Origin of the sequence: Flavobacterium sp. ENC, from assembly GCF_020991415.1 — a bacterium.
GTDB lineage: Bacteria > Bacteroidota > Bacteroidia > Flavobacteriales > Flavobacteriaceae > Flavobacterium.
On sequence record NZ_JAJMOY010000010.1, the window covers coordinates 72,994 to 89,270 of the forward strand.

General features: G+C 36.5%; 14 protein-coding genes and 1 tRNA gene. 6 read left to right on the forward strand and 9 right to left on the reverse strand.

Annotated features, from left to right (window positions below):
- The 6 genes from LPB89_RS19615 to LPB89_RS19640 all read left to right on the forward strand — a co-directional run bounded on the left by LPB89_RS19615 (position 1) and on the right by LPB89_RS19640 (position 10,453).
- A complete protein-coding gene (locus LPB89_RS19615; RefSeq protein ID WP_230703342.1) occupies positions 1–6,678 on the forward strand; it encodes an RHS repeat-associated core domain-containing protein in 6,678 nt (2,225 codons plus the stop codon).
- A 5-nt stretch (positions 6,679–6,683) separates the two neighbouring features.
- Positions 6,684–7,112, forward strand: coding sequence for a hypothetical protein (locus LPB89_RS19620; protein ID WP_230703343.1), 429 nt, complete (start codon positions 6,684–6,686; stop codon positions 7,110–7,112).
- A gap of 155 nt (positions 7,113–7,267) precedes the next feature.
- Entirely contained in the window at positions 7,268–7,432 is a 165-nt protein-coding gene (locus tag LPB89_RS19625) for a hypothetical protein (RefSeq protein WP_230703344.1), read from the forward strand.
- Between the two features lie 88 nt (positions 7,433–7,520).
- Positions 7,521–8,000: a hypothetical protein gene (locus tag LPB89_RS19630; protein WP_230703345.1), complete on the forward strand. Its 480-nt coding sequence runs from the start codon at positions 7,521–7,523 to the stop codon at positions 7,998–8,000.
- A 68-nt stretch (positions 8,001–8,068) separates the two neighbouring features.
- Positions 8,069–9,172, forward strand: a complete 1,104-nt coding sequence (locus LPB89_RS19635; RefSeq protein ID WP_230703385.1) for an RHS repeat-associated core domain-containing protein — start codon at positions 8,069–8,071, stop codon at positions 9,170–9,172.
- Positions 9,173–9,898: 726 nt separating this feature from the next.
- Complete coding sequence (locus LPB89_RS19640) at positions 9,899–10,453, forward strand: hypothetical protein (protein WP_230703346.1); 555 nt, start codon at positions 9,899–9,901, stop codon at positions 10,451–10,453.
- 56 nt (positions 10,454–10,509) lie between these two features.
- Here the strand turns inward: LPB89_RS19640 and LPB89_RS19645 are convergent, their stop codons facing one another.
- The 9 genes from LPB89_RS19645 to LPB89_RS19685 form a co-directional block, all read right to left on the reverse strand.
- On the reverse strand, positions 10,510–11,208 hold the full coding sequence (locus tag LPB89_RS19645; protein WP_230703347.1) for a pseudouridine synthase: 699 nt from the start codon (positions 11,206–11,208) through the stop codon (positions 10,510–10,512).
- A 229-nt stretch (positions 11,209–11,437) separates the two neighbouring features.
- Entirely contained in the window at positions 11,438–11,692 is a 255-nt protein-coding gene (locus LPB89_RS19650) for a GIY-YIG nuclease family protein (RefSeq protein ID WP_230703348.1), read from the reverse strand.
- A gap of 114 nt (positions 11,693–11,806) precedes the next feature.
- A complete protein-coding gene (locus tag LPB89_RS19655; RefSeq protein WP_230703348.1) occupies positions 11,807–12,061 on the reverse strand; it encodes a GIY-YIG nuclease family protein in 255 nt (84 codons plus the stop codon).
- 114 nt (positions 12,062–12,175) lie between these two features.
- Positions 12,176–12,430, reverse strand: coding sequence for a GIY-YIG nuclease family protein (locus tag LPB89_RS19660; RefSeq protein ID WP_230703348.1), 255 nt, complete (start codon positions 12,428–12,430; stop codon positions 12,176–12,178).
- Positions 12,431–12,489: 59 nt separating this feature from the next.
- Positions 12,490–12,562, reverse strand: a tRNA-Met gene (locus tag LPB89_RS19665).
- Positions 12,563–12,710: 148 nt separating this feature from the next.
- On the reverse strand, positions 12,711–13,235 hold the full coding sequence (locus tag LPB89_RS19670; protein ID WP_230703349.1) for a DUF4269 domain-containing protein: 525 nt from the start codon (positions 13,233–13,235) through the stop codon (positions 12,711–12,713).
- Between the two features lie 50 nt (positions 13,236–13,285).
- Positions 13,286–13,579 (reverse strand): hypothetical protein, encoded by a 294-nt coding sequence (locus LPB89_RS19675; protein ID WP_230703350.1) that lies wholly within the window; start codon positions 13,577–13,579, stop codon positions 13,286–13,288.
- Between the two features lie 14 nt (positions 13,580–13,593).
- On the reverse strand, positions 13,594–15,123 hold the full coding sequence (locus LPB89_RS19680) for a glycosyltransferase family 39 protein (protein WP_230703351.1): 1,530 nt from the start codon (positions 15,121–15,123) through the stop codon (positions 13,594–13,596).
- 87 nt (positions 15,124–15,210) lie between these two features.
- Positions 15,211–15,939 (reverse strand): hypothetical protein, encoded by a 729-nt coding sequence (locus LPB89_RS19685; protein ID WP_230703352.1) that lies wholly within the window; start codon positions 15,937–15,939, stop codon positions 15,211–15,213.
- Positions 15,940–16,277 lie beyond the last annotated feature (338 nt).

Consider the following 16,277-nt stretch of genomic DNA (forward strand, 5'->3'; position numbering starts at 1 on the left):
ATGAAAAGTTTTTACTTTGTTCTTTCTTTTTTATTAGGTTTATTCGTCAATGCCCAGACAACATCAACCGGTTCGTCAGCAGAAGTGGGTGTAACCGAAGGAGAATTGTCTGTTTCACTTAGCGGTGCGGCAAATTATAAAATTCCGATTACGGTACCACCCGGAATTAACGGAGTGATACCCCAAATCAATTTATTGTACAATAGCCAGTCCGGAAACGGAGCGGCAGGCTACGGCTGGAATATAGGTGGTATTTCAACCATTACCCGCATTCCGTCAACCCGGTTTCACAATGGCAATGCAGGTACCATTACGTATACTATTTCTGATAATTATGCCCTGGACGGTCAGCGTTTACTGGTAAAAAACGGGCAACAGTCACTTTACGGCCGAAACGGTACCGTATATGAAACCGAAAATTACTCTAATGTAAAAGTTACCTCCTATGGTGCCATATCGTCTAACCGTGATATCGGTCCGGAATTTTTTGTGGCAGAGTATCCCGATGGTTCCAAAGCGTATTATGGATACGTAAGAGGAAACAGCTCTAATTCCCAGGGTCCCATTCATTATGCGATTACCTATTGGGAAAATGCCCAGGGGCTGAGGATCAGTTATTCCTATTTTCCGCATACTAACAATACTCTGAATATTGCCTCAATTAAATATGGTGCGAGAAATGAGGGTACGGCGCCAAATGAAATAATTTTCACCTATACCAATAAATTCAAGCGGGACATTCAGTTAATTGCCGGACAGCAGGTACGTGATGATTTGTTGTTAACCGGCATCACGACGAAAAGTTCAGGAGTTGGTTTTCGCAATTATACACTGAGCTACGATCGTTCCTCGCTTGGGTATGAAAGATTAACAGCCCTTACGGAAAAAACAGGAGATAATTCTAAAAGCCTCAACCCAACCGTTTTTACCTATGCGGAAAATCAGACGGCCTATGTACCGTCAATGGAACTGACCCGTACCGGTTTGAATAAATTTACAACAGAAGGTATTACGCAAACCCTGTCGGGTGATTTTGACGGCGACGGTGAAAATGAGTTGTTACTTAGGAAAAACGGCATTACTCTGGGTGAAATAGCAGATGATTACTCCGTTCAGGAGGTTTCGAGTACCGGTTTATTGTCATTAGGTCTTCCGGCGGGCGAGTTTCCGGCAGGAATTATAAATGTGTTGGACAAGGACTTAAAAATCCCTAAAGACCAAAGATTTTATTCTTATAATGTGAGTAACGGTGAAACCGATTACAGGTATAAGATTTTTAATTATAACCCTGATTCAAAAAAAGTGGTATTGGATTATGAAAGAACATTCCATTCCAATGCAACAGTAGCGCTGAGAGGAGAGAATCAAAATACCGGCGGGCTATTTACGGGTGATTTTGACGGAGATAATTTAACGGATGTGATTCGCGTGCATAATGAAGTGAACGGTATCAGTCAGGTTGAATTTTTTAATTTTGACAGGAGAGTCACTTCAAATTTGGTAACCAGCATCGGATCGCTGCCAACCGGAGTTAAAACGTTTAATCTGGTTCCCAACGTTTCTAACGGATTGGCCGTCATTACCGGTTCCTCCATACTTCAAAAAGGCGATATTAACGGCGATGGAAAAATGGACCTGATTCTTTTCAGGGGTGCTCCGTACAATGATATTAAAGGCTATACCCTGATAGCGGGTAAATTAACAGAAATTATCAGCTGGAAACAGGACTTGCCCGGCGATGTTGGCAGCACTTTCTTTCAGCAACACACAGCCGGTATCAATACGACCATAGCAGGGACAGGCGTTCAACGCTTTCCTATTGTAATCGGGGATTATAATGGGGATGGCAAAAGCGATATTTTATTGGTGGCGCTTAAGAAAGTATTAATTGCTACGGCAGGAATGTATTTTATAGAGGAATTTTTGCCCGCATCTTTTCCTGCGCTGGTCTATCCGTATACGGTAAGTTTCATGTCCGTGGATTCCAATAACGACGGCAAATCGGATATCGTTCGGTTAGAGCCCAAAAGAACGGAATATAAAGAAAAATATACTGCTCAGGAAATGTACCAGTCAGGAGGTAAGTGGTATGTGCGTAATGTACAAACCTACAGGTACAATTACGATTATGGAATTAAAATCGACTCGTATCACAGACCCGGAGTTAACGCGGCTTCGTGGAATTCTTTTGGTTTTGACAAGATGCTGCAAACCTATCACAACGATACGGACGCGTCAAATGATAATGCATTCAATTTTATGCTGCTGGCTGATGTAAAGAAAAAAAATCCTTTAAAAACAGAATTGGCTCTGATTGGCGCCCCTGAGAATACAGGAAGTGGTAGAATTTCGGTTTTTTCCTGTACGAATTATGTTTCCGATCAGCATTTATTAAGTAGTATTACTTTGGGCAATGGGGTAAAGGAAAACCTGACCTACAGTGCCTTAAAAAACGGGAATGGCGTTTATGAAGCGGGCAGCCCACAGCTTTATCCGAACCTGAGTATTCAGTACAGCCCGGAATTTAAGGTCGTATCGCAAATTGATTATCCCAATAACGGGCCATCAAAAAAGGAATTTAAGTATTATGGAGCGATGCTAAATGTGGAAGGTTTAGGTTTTTTAGGTTTTCAGGCGACCATGAGAACCAATAGATATGATCATTTTGACACTGCAATAATTTCAACTGTTTCCAAAAATAATTTTCTTTTAAGAGGGGCAAATGTTGAAAATTACAGCGTGGAAGGCATGGTATTGCCTTCTGCTGAAACGCCGGCATCTTTTATATCACAATCTAAATTTAGGTATAACAGACCGGAAGAAGCCTTACAGCCTAATAAAGTTTTTAAACTTGTAAATATAGCAACAGCTGACTTTGATGGCCTGGCCGGGACCCGAACGGAAACCGCAACAGAATATGATGCCTCGAATAACCCGCTAAAAATAACAAGTATAGTAAAAGACGAAGCATTGGCCGTAGTACAAAAAACAGTAACGGATATCGCGTATCAGGATCCTGTTGCAGGACCTTATCTTGTGGGCAGACCCAAAAGTAAAATAAAAACAATTTTTTACAACGGCGATGTGGCAACAAGCGAAGAAGTATATAGCTATAATGCCCAGCAATTACTTTCTCAGGTTAAAAAAAGGGCTGATGCTACTACCAGCTACATTACAGAAGATAACAGCTATGATTTATATGGAAATATCATTTCGAAAAAAATTACGGCAGGACCAAATTCCAGGACGGCAAGCTGGGCCTATGACACTTCGGGCAGATTTCTGACAGCAAAAACAGATATTGAGTCTTTACGAACCACCTTTTTATACTATCCAAATGGCACGCTGCACATAGAGACCAATCCGTACGGACAAACGGCAGCATATGAGTATGACGCCTGGTTCCGAAAAACAAAAGCAACAAACTATCTGGGTAAGACCATCACCTATGTCTATTCAGCTCTTATGGGCAGCACTATCATTACGGCAACCGCAGAGGATGGCAGTGCCACAATGGAAACCTTTGATGGTTGGGGCAGAAAAGTAAGAGAAGGCAGTAAAAATATAGCGGGAAATTTCTCTTTCGTATATTATCTGTATGACATTTACGATCGAAAGTATAAAGTAAGCGAACCCTATTTCGGAAATGTTCCACGCCAATGGAACGAAACTAAATATGATAGTTACGGTAGGGTTACCGAAAACATTTCGTTCACCGGAAAGACCACCAAAATTACTTATTCCGGTTTGCGTACCACGGTAAATGACGGCACAAAGTCAAAAACGACAGTTAAGGATGCCATCGGAAATGTAGTTGCTGTAACTGATACTCCGGGAGGTACAATTAAATATAGTTATTACGCAAACGGTAATCTGAAAGAAACCGATTATGACGGGATAAAAACAAGTATACTTCAGGATAAATGGGGCAGGAAAATACAGCTTGACGACCCTTCTGCAGGGATCATTAAATATACTTACAATGACTTTGATGAACTTATTAAAGAGGAGAATAACAACGGAATTACCAATTATAAATTAAATGCCTTCGGAAAGCCGGAAGAGAAAACAATTGCAGGGCCAAAAACAAATTCCAGGACGACTTATGCCTATAATCCGGCCACAAAACTATTAACGGGCAGTACCTTTACGGACTTTAAAAACGGAAGTACCACTATAAGTAATTCGTATCTGTATGACAATTGGCAAAGAGTCAACAAGGTGATTGAAACGACTCCCTATGCCACCTTTACTAAAATTTTCGGCTACGATGCTTTTGGAAGGGTAAATACGGAAACCTATACTGCGGCAACAACTACAGGTAAAACAAGTACCAAAACGATTACAAAAACCTATAAAAACGGCAGCCCCTACCAAATCATGGATAATGCAACCGTCTTATGGCAAACGGACAATGTCAGTCCAAACGGATCGCTGCTTTCCTGTACCTATGGCAATAGCATACAAGTAACTAACTCTTATACTAATATTGGCTATATAAACAGTAAAGATTTTAGTTTAGGAACAACAAGCATACTAAAACATGAAACCTCTTTTGATGCTCAAACTGGAAATTTGAAAAATAGAAAAAACAGCCTTTTTAATTTCCCTGAAGACTTTGACTATGATTCGTTAGACCGGCTTACGACTACCAGTACCACCGGACAGTTTTTAAACAGTACCTTTAGTACCACCAGTACAGAAGGATATCAAACCGAAAAAGGAAAATTAAGTGTGTCCGGTGGCAGTCTTGTTGCGGAGATCTCGGACAGTGGTGTTGCCGTGAAAAAAACATTACTTACAGGTAAAGCTATAGGGGATGAAATAACGCTGAGTTTTGATTTAAGAAAATTTGTGGGTTCAGATCTTTTTATTGCTTACATACAGGAACAAGATCCGGTAACGCTGGAAAAAGTTAAAATTTTTAAAGCGACACTAACGTCATCGAAAACCATCACTATAAATCACACCGTCACTAAATACAGTGATTTAACGTTACTAATAGAGAAAACGAGTTCTCCTTTATACAATGTTATTCAGATTGATAATGTGATTGGGCTGCAAAAAAGCACGATTGCCCAGGGATATGATGACAAAGGCAGAATTACGTCAAATGAACAGGGCGTTTACACGTATCCGACCAGCGGAAAAGTATATCAGCACTCGTCTGTTGACCTTACGGCAAAAGCCTTACCTTATTATCAGAGCAAACCAGCTCAGATCATTACGTATACTTCTTTTAATAGTCCCGAGCAAATAGAAGAAACGGGTCTTGAGAAAGTAAGTTTTAATTACAATGATCATAATGACCGAAGTACGATGTTTTACGGCGGAGTGCAGGATAAGCTTTTACGACCTTACCGAAAACACTATTCTGCTGACGGTACCATGGAAATTAAGGAAAATAAAACAACAGGAGCAGTTGAATTTACCACATATATCGGTGGTGATGGGTATACAGCACCTGTAGTATTCAGGAGCGACGGCGGAAGCAATCAAAATTATTTATATTTACACCGGGATTATCAGGGTTCGATAGTGGCCATTACCAATCAGGCGGGATCAGTGGTTGAAAAGCGATTATTTGATGCATGGGGTGGTGTACAAAAGGTACAGGACGGAGCGGGTATCCCGCTATCAGGTTTAACGGTTTTAGACAGGGGATACACCGGTCATGAACATTTACAAAGCGTGGGTCTCATCAACATGAATGGCCGTATTTACGATCCTAATCTGCATCGTTTTTTACAGCCGGACAACAATATTCAGGATCCGTTTAATACGCAGAATTATAATCGTTACGGCTATGTTTTAAATAATCCTTTAAAATATACAGACCGAAGCGGTGAATTTATAAACGTATTTTTCGGTTACCTTTTATCAGGATATATAATGGGTGCCTATGCCAGTGGAGGCGAGCTGAACCCTGCCAAATGGAATTCTTCGGCTTTTATTACTATTGGCGCAGCAGGGGCATCGGCGGGAGCTTCAGCAGTGGCGACAAATCTGACCAATAATTATTTGGATAATTATAATAAACCTCCGGTGTTGGGATTTAGTGCAATAGGATCGGGGAATGATATGCATTCCTATGTAGGTAGTAATAGTAGTGTAGGAGCACCAGTAAGTGATAATAACTCAAATGCGGTAGACTGGTACGGACCAGTTGGTAAAGTAAATTGGGCTTTTGGGACTGCTTCTGCAATGGGAATCGTTAAAGGAAGTCTAAACTCAGAGCGCATGTATGCTGAAGGTATCAGAAGAGGGCTTTCAGGAAATTATCCGTTAACAGGCAGAAACCTTAGTTTGTTTAGAGAGGCTCCAATGACGAAAGCTACAATTCCAATATCTAAAGTGGGCCAATGGGCAAAAGTAGCTGGTGAGGGATTCTTTTATACAGGACTTATTATTGATGTTGTTGGTGTAAGTATTTATATGAAGAATCCAAATTCTCCAAATGCTGTTCATCCGGCAAAATTTGTACTAAACACTTATATGGGGGCTATGGCGACTTATGGAAGTACTTTGATGGCTATCCCTTCAACACTTTATTTTGGCATAGATGCTTTTTATCCTAAAAGCTGGATAGGATTAGGAGAAGATCAAGAAAGCTTATATCGAGATAACCGAGCTATAAATCCAAATTATCAAGCATTTCCAGGTGCAATGAAACTATAAATATTATGAAATTTATCAAAAAAAGTTATTATTATTTTTTCTATAAAATTTATCGTTCTATAGAATATACCTCAAAATTGACAGGAGGGGAATTTCTTACAATAAATAAAGCGAGTCTTGTTATGCTTGCTTTAGAAGCATGGGGACTATTTTCGTTGGCTAATTATTATACAGTTTACAAAAAGATATCTACAGAACTAAATATTTCAATGCCTATTATTTACATACCAGCTGTAATAGTATTTGCTTTTAATTATTTCACAATACATTATAAAGATAGCTGGAAGCAATATAATAGCGAATTTGCAAATTATTCCAAGAAAAAGAATCGAATTGGCGGTTGGATTGTATTTGGTATAATTTTGCTTATCATCAGTAATTTGATTTTTTCATTTTATTTAATGAGTCAGATAGATTGGAGCCAATATCGTTAAGATTGTACAAACCAGACTCGATCGCTCGGATATCCAGACGGATATCCGGGAGGCTGGGTAGGATTGGCAATAGATTAGCAAAGTTTATATAGGTAAAACAGAGGTATAAACCCAAGTTACCAAGCCTTTCCTGGCGCAATGAAATTTTAAGTATTATGAAATTCATTAAGAAAAGTTACTATTATTTTTTCTATAAAATTTACCGTTCTATAGAATATACTTCAAAATCGTTTGGAGGAGCCAATATCGTTAAAATTGTACAAACCACACCCGATCGCCCGGATATCCAAAACGATATCCGGCAGTCTGGGTGGGAATAGGAATAGATTAGGAAAGATTATATAGGGAAAACAGAGCTATAAATCCACATTATCAGGCTTTTCCTTGTGCAATGAAATTTAGAATATAATGGAAATTAAAAATCATCAGAATGGCTTAACATCAATAAAAGATAGCGGTGATGTAAATATTAGTAATTCCAAATGGGATTTTATCTTTTTAGACCCTATTTTAAATGATTGTAAAATTTATTTTATAGGTTGGCGACTTGATTTTGTTTATAAAAATGAAATTAATAATAATTTGGAAAGTTTAATAGAAGATTTGTCCTGTAAGGTTTTCATTGATAAAGATAATCACATGAAATTGTGTTTAAGAGCTAGGGAATTAGATAGAAAGATTTTGAGCGTATTATGGCGATTTTATGAATATCCCTCTTTAATTTTTTTAAAAAAAGAAAGTGATGAAGTTAAATTAATTAGCGAGTTTGAGACGAAAATCAAAAAAATAAAGCTACCCAATGGTTTTTGTCACCTCTATAAAATGGATCCAGAATCAGATGTCATTTGGATAGATAGTACTAATGATTTTGTGTTTTCTAAATTTTAATTCGAAGTGGTAAAGATTAATGGGGATAGTTTTTGTTCACAGTTAAAATTACCAATCAGTTGGGGTCAGTGGTTGAAAAGCGATTGTTTGATGCATGGGGTAGTATACAAAAGGTACAGAACGGAGCCGGTATGCCGCTATCGGGTTTAACCGTTTTAGACAGGGGATACACCGGACATGAGCATATACAAAGTGTGGGTCTCATCAACATGAACGGTCATATTTACGATCCTAATCTGCATTGTTTTTTACAGCCGGACAACAATATTCAGGATCCGTTTAATACGCAGAATTACAATCGTTATGGCTATGTTTTAAACAATCCTTTAAAATATACAGACCCAAGCGGTGAATTTATAAACGTATTTTTCGGTTACCTTTTATCAGGTTATATAATGGGTGCCTATGCCAGCGGAGGCGAATTAAACCCTGCCAAATGGAATTCCTCGGCTTTTATTACTATTGGCGCAGCAGGGGCATCAGCAGGAGCCTCAGCAGTGGCGACAAATCTGACCAATAATTATCTGGATAATTATAATAAACCTCCGGTGTTGGGATTTAGCGCTGTAGGGTCGGGGAATGATATTCACTCTTTTGTGAATGATAATAATGATTTTAGTTTCTCAGAAGATAATCGTAGTAATAATGTTTTTGACTTCAAATCAGTTAATAATATAAAACTCAATATACCATTAATCGTACAATATAATGAGCACTTAAGAGAACCTTATGACAAATATAATGCGACAGGAGGAGTATTAACTGCTCTAGGTACTAGTTTGGCTTTCGGAGAATATAAGATGTTCAATAAAGAAACTTGGTATAGCATAAAAAAGATGAAAACGTATGGTCAACATTTTAATGGCAATGGTGCGACAGGAGGAAAAGTTACTTCTGCTTTAAAAATTTCTAATAGAATAAATAGAGTTGGAAAGTTATTAGGAGCATATAACGCACGATCAATTTTTCTTGATTATCGAAATGGTGAGATTAACAAATTTAATTTTGTAGCAGAAGAAGGCTCAAATGCTTATGCTACTTTTGGAGGAACATATGGCGCAGCTTGGGGAGTTGGTTGGGAAATGGGTAGATGGATAACTTCTTGGGATTCTTATCAGAATTGGAAGCGAGAAACAGTACTCCCGTGGAGGGAACAGAATTTTGGATATTAATTTAAGATGCTTTTACATGGATGTTATATATTATTATTGTTTTTTGTTCTATAGAAAAGTTCTAAAGGAAGATGAACCACATGCTACTACAATTTGGGTTTTAGGATTTGGAGAAGGATATTTAATAAGTGTTGTTTGTGATATAGTAGCAATGCGATATTTCTGCTATGACATTATTACATATTTTATGTTCCCAATTATAGGAGTTGCCTTATTGATTAATTATCTACACTTTAGTAAGTCTAAAAGGTCTAGAAAGATAGTAAAGGAAAAACCGGTTTTTTTCGGCAGTCATAAAATTTCGATTATACTGACAGTTGTTTTTTTTGTTATTATAATTTCTTCAATGTTTTGGGGACCCGTTTGCTCAAAATATCTTTTAGAAACTTATTGTAGCCTTAAATTTAAATACAATTAAACATGACAAATCAAAATCTCAAATTACTAACACTTTATGATTTTTCAACTGAACGGAGTCAGGTGATTTTGATACTAAAGATATTAATAAACCTATTGCAGATTTATCTCTGGAAGATATTAATTGGTGTTTAAGAAAAAGACGCTTTCCATATCAAATTCTAGATATTATAATGCAAAAAATAGAGAGTTATTGGGATAAAATAGATGTTTATTATCCTAACGCTTTGTGCCAATGGTATGATGATGCAGTTAAAGAAATTGTAACGATACCCCTTATTTTCAGACAGAACAATATTCCTTCACAACATGGTAAAATTTTGCTTAATAATAGTTCTCTTTTTTGTTTCATGTGAGACAATTAAATCTAAAAAACTAGATGATGGAATTACTAAAATTCCTGTTGATAAATTATTCTTTCATAAAAATTACAGGTATAAATATCATGTAGTGCTTTCAAAAGTGATAGATACCAATTCTGTTTACATTGAGAGCTTTTATCTAGATTCAAAAGGTGAATTATTTAGCACCAAAAAAGGTTTTAACAGTTTTTTGAATGGGCTTAAGTTCTATGGAAACGGATGTTTGAATAATTTCGTCATTAATAAAGATAGCTTGCTTAATTTACCAGAATTAAATCCATTAAGGACAGGGTTTAGAGGGATTTCTTATATAAAAAAGAAAGACACAGTAATTGAAATTATCGCTCCGATTGATGAAAATTATAATTTAGGGAAAAAGCAATATTATCTAAAAGTTCGTACTGACACTTTATTTTTAGAAGAGAAACAAACCTCCTTGAAATATATTTATGTAAGACATAAACTAAATGATAATAATACCAAGTATAAAGCTGATTGGTAAATTGTAAGAGTCTTGTTTTTTACCCAAAAGACAACAATAATTTACAAATTATTATTCTATTGATACTTACTCAAATCCAGATTAAGAATAGTACCTACTCGGCTAAACTCTTCATTAATCTTCGCATTGAGGATTAGTTGCTCATTTTTTATGGGGTGATTAAAAGTTAACTGATGGGCATGAAGCATCATTTCTTTCAGGTCATAATTTTCCAGCCATAATTTATTTTGTTTGTTACAACCATGTGGACGACTTCCTAAAATGGGATGGAAAATATGTTTGAAATGTTTTCGTAACTGATGCATGCGTCCGGTTTCAGGAATAGCCTCTACCAAACAATATCGCGATGTGGGCTGATTGTTAAATTCTAAATCAACTTCGGCATTCTGCAAGCGATGAAAGTATGTTATTGCATTTTGTGTAATGTCATCATCATTAGTTAAATCATAATCAATCGTTAGTTCCTGAGGTGACCAACCCCGTAAAATTGCTAAATATTTTTTTTCGACTTCGCGTGTGGCAAAATGATCATTCATAATTTTCAAAACGGCTGTATCCAACGCAAATAACAAGACACCGGATGTTTTGCGGTCTAACCGATGAACAGGATAAACGTGCTGCCCTCCAATTTGATTTCTCAATTCCTGAACAGCATACACTTTTGCATCGCGTGCGTAAAATGATTTGTGAACCAACAACCCGCTTGGTTTATTAATGGCAATAATATATTCGTCCTGGTAAAGAATTTCTAACATTTGGCAAAAGTAGAAGAGATTTCGATTAAAATCACTTTTATCACTTATTTGTTTTTATACTTTTCTCCGTTCGTCGAGGAGTTTACATGCTGGCGTGAGCGAAAATAACCAAACGTTGATAAATATGTTTAAAACAAAAAAAGCTCCAGATTTCTCTGAAGCTTTTTTACTTAGTAGCGGGAACAGGACTCGAACCTGTGTCCGCCGCGGCGGATAGGAGCCCGAGGAGCTATGATTTTTGGATTAGTTGTTTAATAAATTCCCTTCCAACTCCGGTTTTTAAATATTTTTCTCTTTTCAAAGCTTCTGATTTGGATTTGAAAAATTCAACGTGAATAACAGTCCAAGGCCTAAATTTTAAGGTATATCCCTTCGTCTCGAGAAAATTGTGCGATTTAAATCGTTCAATTAAATTAGAAGTATAACCCGTATAGGTTTTATTAAATTTTTTAGAATAGAGGATGTAAACCACAAATTCTTCCATAAATACAAAGTATTATAAACGAAAAAACACCACTTTTTTGAAGTGGTGTTTTTACTTAGTAGCGGGAACAGGACTCGAACCTGTGTCCGCCGCGGCGGATAGGAGCGCGAGGAGCTATGATTTTTGGATTAGTTGTTTAATAAATTCCCTTCCAACTCCGGTTTTTAAATATTTTTCTCTTTTCAAAGCTTCTGATTTGGATTTGAAAAATTCAACGTGAATAACAGTCCAAGGCCTAAATTTTAAGGTATATCCCTTCGTCTCGAGAAAATTGTGCGATTTAAATCGTTCAATTAAATTAGAAGTATAACCCGTATAGGTTTTATTAAATTTTTTAGAATAGAGGATGTAAACCACAAATTCTTCCATAAATACAAAGTATTATAAACGAAAAAACACCACTTTTTTGAAGTGGTGTTTTTACTTAGTAGCGGGAACAGGACTCGAACCTGTGTCCGCCGCGGCGGATAGGAGCGCGAGGAGCTATGATTTTTGGATTAGTTGTTTAATAAATTCCCTTCCAACTCCGGTTTTTAAATATTTTTCTCTTTTCAAAGCTTCTGATTTGGATTTGAAAAATTCAACGTGAATAACAGTCCAAGGCCTAAATTTTAAGGTATATCCCTTCGTCTCGAGAAAATTGTGCGATTTAAATCGTTCAATTAAATTAGAAGTATAACCCGTATAGGTTTTATTAAATTTTTTAGAATAGAGGATGTAAACCACAAATTCTTCCATAAATACAAAGTATTATAAACGAAAAAACACCACTTTTTTGAAGTGGTGTTTTTACTTAGTAGCGGGAACAGGACTCGAACCTGTGACCTTCGGGTTATGAGCCCGACGAGCTGCCTACTGCTCTATCCCGCGATGTTTCGGGTGCAAAGATACGCAGTAAATATAGTTTTGCAAAGGAATTACTGATTTTTTTTATTTAAGACCTTAAATTTTGTAAGTTATTAGCCTGTAATTGTTTATGACGATTGATAGACGTGAAGTTGCATCATAAACCACAGTTTTAGAATTTATATTCCAGTAATTCAACATACGGATCGTCTTTTAGTCCCAGCAAAAGACCAAAAGCAGGCTCGGTTTTGTAACCCTTTTGCTTGAGTCGGATAATTTCAAGCCTGAATTTCTCACCTTTTAATTGTAAAATCTTGTATTCGATGATCATGTGTCGGTATCCGTTCTGATTTTTAACGGGAATATTTTGCCCGAAGATTTCAATTTCAAAAGCTGCTTTTTTGAAGTTTGCGATGACCGATTCCTGATTAATAATGATGGTTTCCCGGATTGTAAATTCAGTTTCATTTCCAAAAATTGCGGTTAGCTTTTCGATAAAATCAGCCTTGTCTTTCCAGTAACAAATGATATCGAGGTCACTGTTTTCGATAGCAATGTTTATCGGAATCGTACCGACTAAAACCGGGTCAAATTCGGCAAGCTGAGACAAAATCTGATTTTGTGTTAAGACTTCGTAGGCACGGATTTGTTTTGGATTTCCGGTTTTTAAATATTCAATCTTGCTGAAATCGATCATTTATATAATTATTTGGAATTAATGGATTACAATTTAATTATGATAAACTTTTAATCTCCAAAGGCAATAATGCCACTTTTTTTGTTTTCTGAAATGTCAATTATTTGAAATAGTTGAATGATGTCTGTATCTTTATGTGTTTGTAATTTTGTACCGTTTAGACGCATTTGTAATATTGTTTCGATATCCCATCTAAAGTCTGAGTGATATTCATAACGTTTATCAATAACTCCCTTGTTTTGTAAATTACGAAAAGTTCTATCGTTCAGTTGCCCAATAAATTCAAGTCCTGTTGGAGAATCCGGAGTAATTTGTTCGTCTTTTATAAGATAGAAATCTAACATAATTCATGTTTTATTTATTCTTTGCTATAGTCTTTTTCGTCCCTGATTTCCTTTTCCAGCCTTTTGTTGATGTTGACTGTAGCATCCGTAAAAACGAAAATAGTCGTTTTGTACTCGCGGGCATACGGATTGGTTATTTCGCCTGCAATCCGCGACGTTTTAAAATACGGACTGGTTTCTTTGAGCTCAGTGTTCCCTTCTTCGTATTCCTTGACCCTGATGAGGTTTTTGTATGGTATGCTTAGATCAAACCAATTAACATAATCGGCATTAAAAGAAACCGCTTTGATTCCTTTTGTGGTGTAATAATTAATTGCTCCGGCTTGTCCGTAATTGTCGCAAAGCACAATCGTTTTATCTTGGTTGGGCAAGGCTGAATAGGCGGAATCGGTTTTGCGGGCCAGTTCTTTCCAGCCCAGCATATCGGCGAAATCCTGCGGCAGGGCATGATCTTTCCCGTCTTCCCAGCGTAACATGCCCAGTTCTTTATATTTTTCCGGATGCTCTACGATATATTCGGGACTCTTATTAGGAAAAGCCAAATGGTAAATCGGAATAAAAAACAACAGAGGAATCAGTATAAAAACAGGCTGTAAATACCGTTTCCACCCGGATTTTAAAATATCGGAAAGGAAAACGGATCCGAAAGCAATATAAACGGGATACAAACCAATAGCATAATAGGCTTTTGCTTTGAAATATAAAAAGACCAGTAATGTAAAAACGATAGTGGCAAAGAAGAACTTATATTTTGAGAAAGGTTTATAAAATAACAATGCATATAAAGCCGCCAAAATAACCGGAACAGCACCGATAAAAAACAACAGCTGTTCTTTCAGAAATCCAATGCGATCCACATTAACGAGTTGTGTTTCTGCTAATTCTTTCATGTGATGCACAATCGGAAACTGATTTTTGTATTGCCATAAAAGGTTCGGAAGAATTAATAGCAGTCCAAGAACCAAGGCAAAGTATACTTTTTTTTCTGCCAGAATTTTTCTTTGCGAAGAAAGCAAAAGGGCAGGCAGGAGTCCGATAAGAAGGAACAAAATGTTGTATTTGTTCAGGAAACCAAAAGCGAACACAACGGCACCGATATAAAACCATTTTTTATCTTCGGTTTTGATGTAGAGAACAACTACGTAATAAAAGGCGGTCCAGCACAATACATCCATTGAATTGGGCTGATACAGCATATTGATCCGAAGCAGCGATGACAACAAAATGCAGGTAGCGCCCAGAATTAAGGCATATAAATTCCCTTTTAAAGTTTCTATGGTTTTCCAGACGATAACCAGTGTTAGAACACCAAACAGGGCAGGGAAGAACTTTACCCAGAATACAGAATTCCCAAGTAAAAATATCAGATAAGAAATCCACGAGGTTACCGGCGGAACCGACAAATAGCCCCATGCCAGGTGATGCGCCTGATCGAGATGCAGGTATTCATCACGCTGTAAATCGTATTCCGGACTTAGCAGAACGTATTGCAAAACAAATTTCAGGATAATAAACCCAATTAAAAGTATCGTTTTTCTGGTCATGGAAGTTTGGTTTCTCAGGTTGGTTATTTTGCTTTTTCAGGCTAAATATTCTATCTCACTAATTTAAGACATTTGGTTTATATATAATTAGTATACTTTTTCTAATAGCATCTTTCTGGTACCCATGTCAATTTCCTGTCTCAAAAACTGATTCGTTTCAGAATCAATATAATAGGTGTTTATGACTTTGTTTTGGGAAATCCCGTCTGTCACCGTAACAATCCAAACCGATTTATTGTCGTAGATTCCTTTTTTAGTGTTGGTTATAGTAGCTTTGAGAATTCCGGCTTTCGTTATCGGATTATAATCAAAAATAGTGATTTCTGTTTTATAATTTTCCTTTAGCGGAAACCAGCGGATTAATTGCGGATAAAGGTTACTGTCAAAAAAGTCACCATCTGTTTTTTCATTGATGTCTGTTTTTTTATTCCCGGTTTTATCCAGGTAATAACCGGTCGTTTGTTTTCCGAAATTAAGGGTGATGTCTCTTTGCGTATTAACAGAAGTGTGTTTTACCGGTTGTAGTTTAGGAAGTTCCGCAATAGTTTCATCGACCCAGTCCGGTTTGTCTTTCATTTTTACGGTAGTGGTGACTTTCAGCGTATTTTTTGTTTTGGTGACTTTAGTAAATACTTTTCCGATTTCCATTTTTACGGTATCACGAAGGGCAAACCAATTCATTTGATACTCTTCATTTTTAATCCGGGACTCCAGTATTTCATTGTGCTTAGGAGATTGTGGTTTTTCCTGTGCCTTTAGAGTCAGGCATATGAAAGAGAAAGCAGCAATGAGAAGCAATGACTTTTTAGATTTCATAAGATATAGTTTTGGTTCATAAAAGTTAGTATGCAGAAATTAATAAAAGTTACATTTTACTAATTTTTTGAAATCAAATGACATCTTTTTGTATTTTAGTCTGTTAACAAAAGCGATGCATTAAATTGTCTTTTGTACTGTAAATAAAAAGAAGTAATACAATTGCAATAAAATCAATACTATCCGGGTAGTTTTCGAGTTTTACATAAAGGCCAGAAATAATTTTTAATAAAAAATTAAGCTTTTTCTTTAACAAAATTGTTAACTTGTTATAGCAATAGAAATGAAATCCTTGTTTTAAATAATTGCAATTATCTATTATTAAAAATAAAAAACAA

Coding starts and splice junctions, on each gene's coding strand:
- LPB89_RS19675 (WP_230703350.1), bottom strand. CDS start 13,579: ATGTTAGATTTCTATCTTATAAAAGACGAACAAATTACTCCGGATTCT.
- LPB89_RS19630 (WP_230703345.1), top strand. CDS start 7,521: ATGGAAATTAAAAATCATCAGAATGGCTTAACATCAATAAAAGATAGC.
- LPB89_RS19620 (WP_230703343.1), top strand. CDS start 6,684: ATGAAATTTATCAAAAAAAGTTATTATTATTTTTTCTATAAAATTTAT.
- LPB89_RS19625 (WP_230703344.1), top strand. CDS start 7,268: ATGAAATTCATTAAGAAAAGTTACTATTATTTTTTCTATAAAATTTAC.
- LPB89_RS19650 (WP_230703348.1), bottom strand. CDS start 11,692: ATGGAAGAATTTGTGGTTTACATCCTCTATTCTAAAAAATTTAATAAA.
- LPB89_RS19615 (WP_230703342.1), top strand. CDS start 1: ATGAAAAGTTTTTACTTTGTTCTTTCTTTTTTATTAGGTTTATTCGTC.
- LPB89_RS19680 (WP_230703351.1), bottom strand. CDS start 15,123: ATGACCAGAAAAACGATACTTTTAATTGGGTTTATTATCCTGAAATTT.
- LPB89_RS19655 (WP_230703348.1), bottom strand. CDS start 12,061: ATGGAAGAATTTGTGGTTTACATCCTCTATTCTAAAAAATTTAATAAA.
- LPB89_RS19660 (WP_230703348.1), bottom strand. CDS start 12,430: ATGGAAGAATTTGTGGTTTACATCCTCTATTCTAAAAAATTTAATAAA.
- LPB89_RS19670 (WP_230703349.1), bottom strand. CDS start 13,235: ATGATCGATTTCAGCAAGATTGAATATTTAAAAACCGGAAATCCAAAA.
- LPB89_RS19685 (WP_230703352.1), bottom strand. CDS start 15,939: ATGAAATCTAAAAAGTCATTGCTTCTCATTGCTGCTTTCTCTTTCATA.
- LPB89_RS19640 (WP_230703346.1), top strand. CDS start 9,899: ATGGTAAAATTTTGCTTAATAATAGTTCTCTTTTTTGTTTCATGTGAG.
- LPB89_RS19645 (WP_230703347.1), bottom strand. CDS start 11,208: ATGTTAGAAATTCTTTACCAGGACGAATATATTATTGCCATTAATAAA.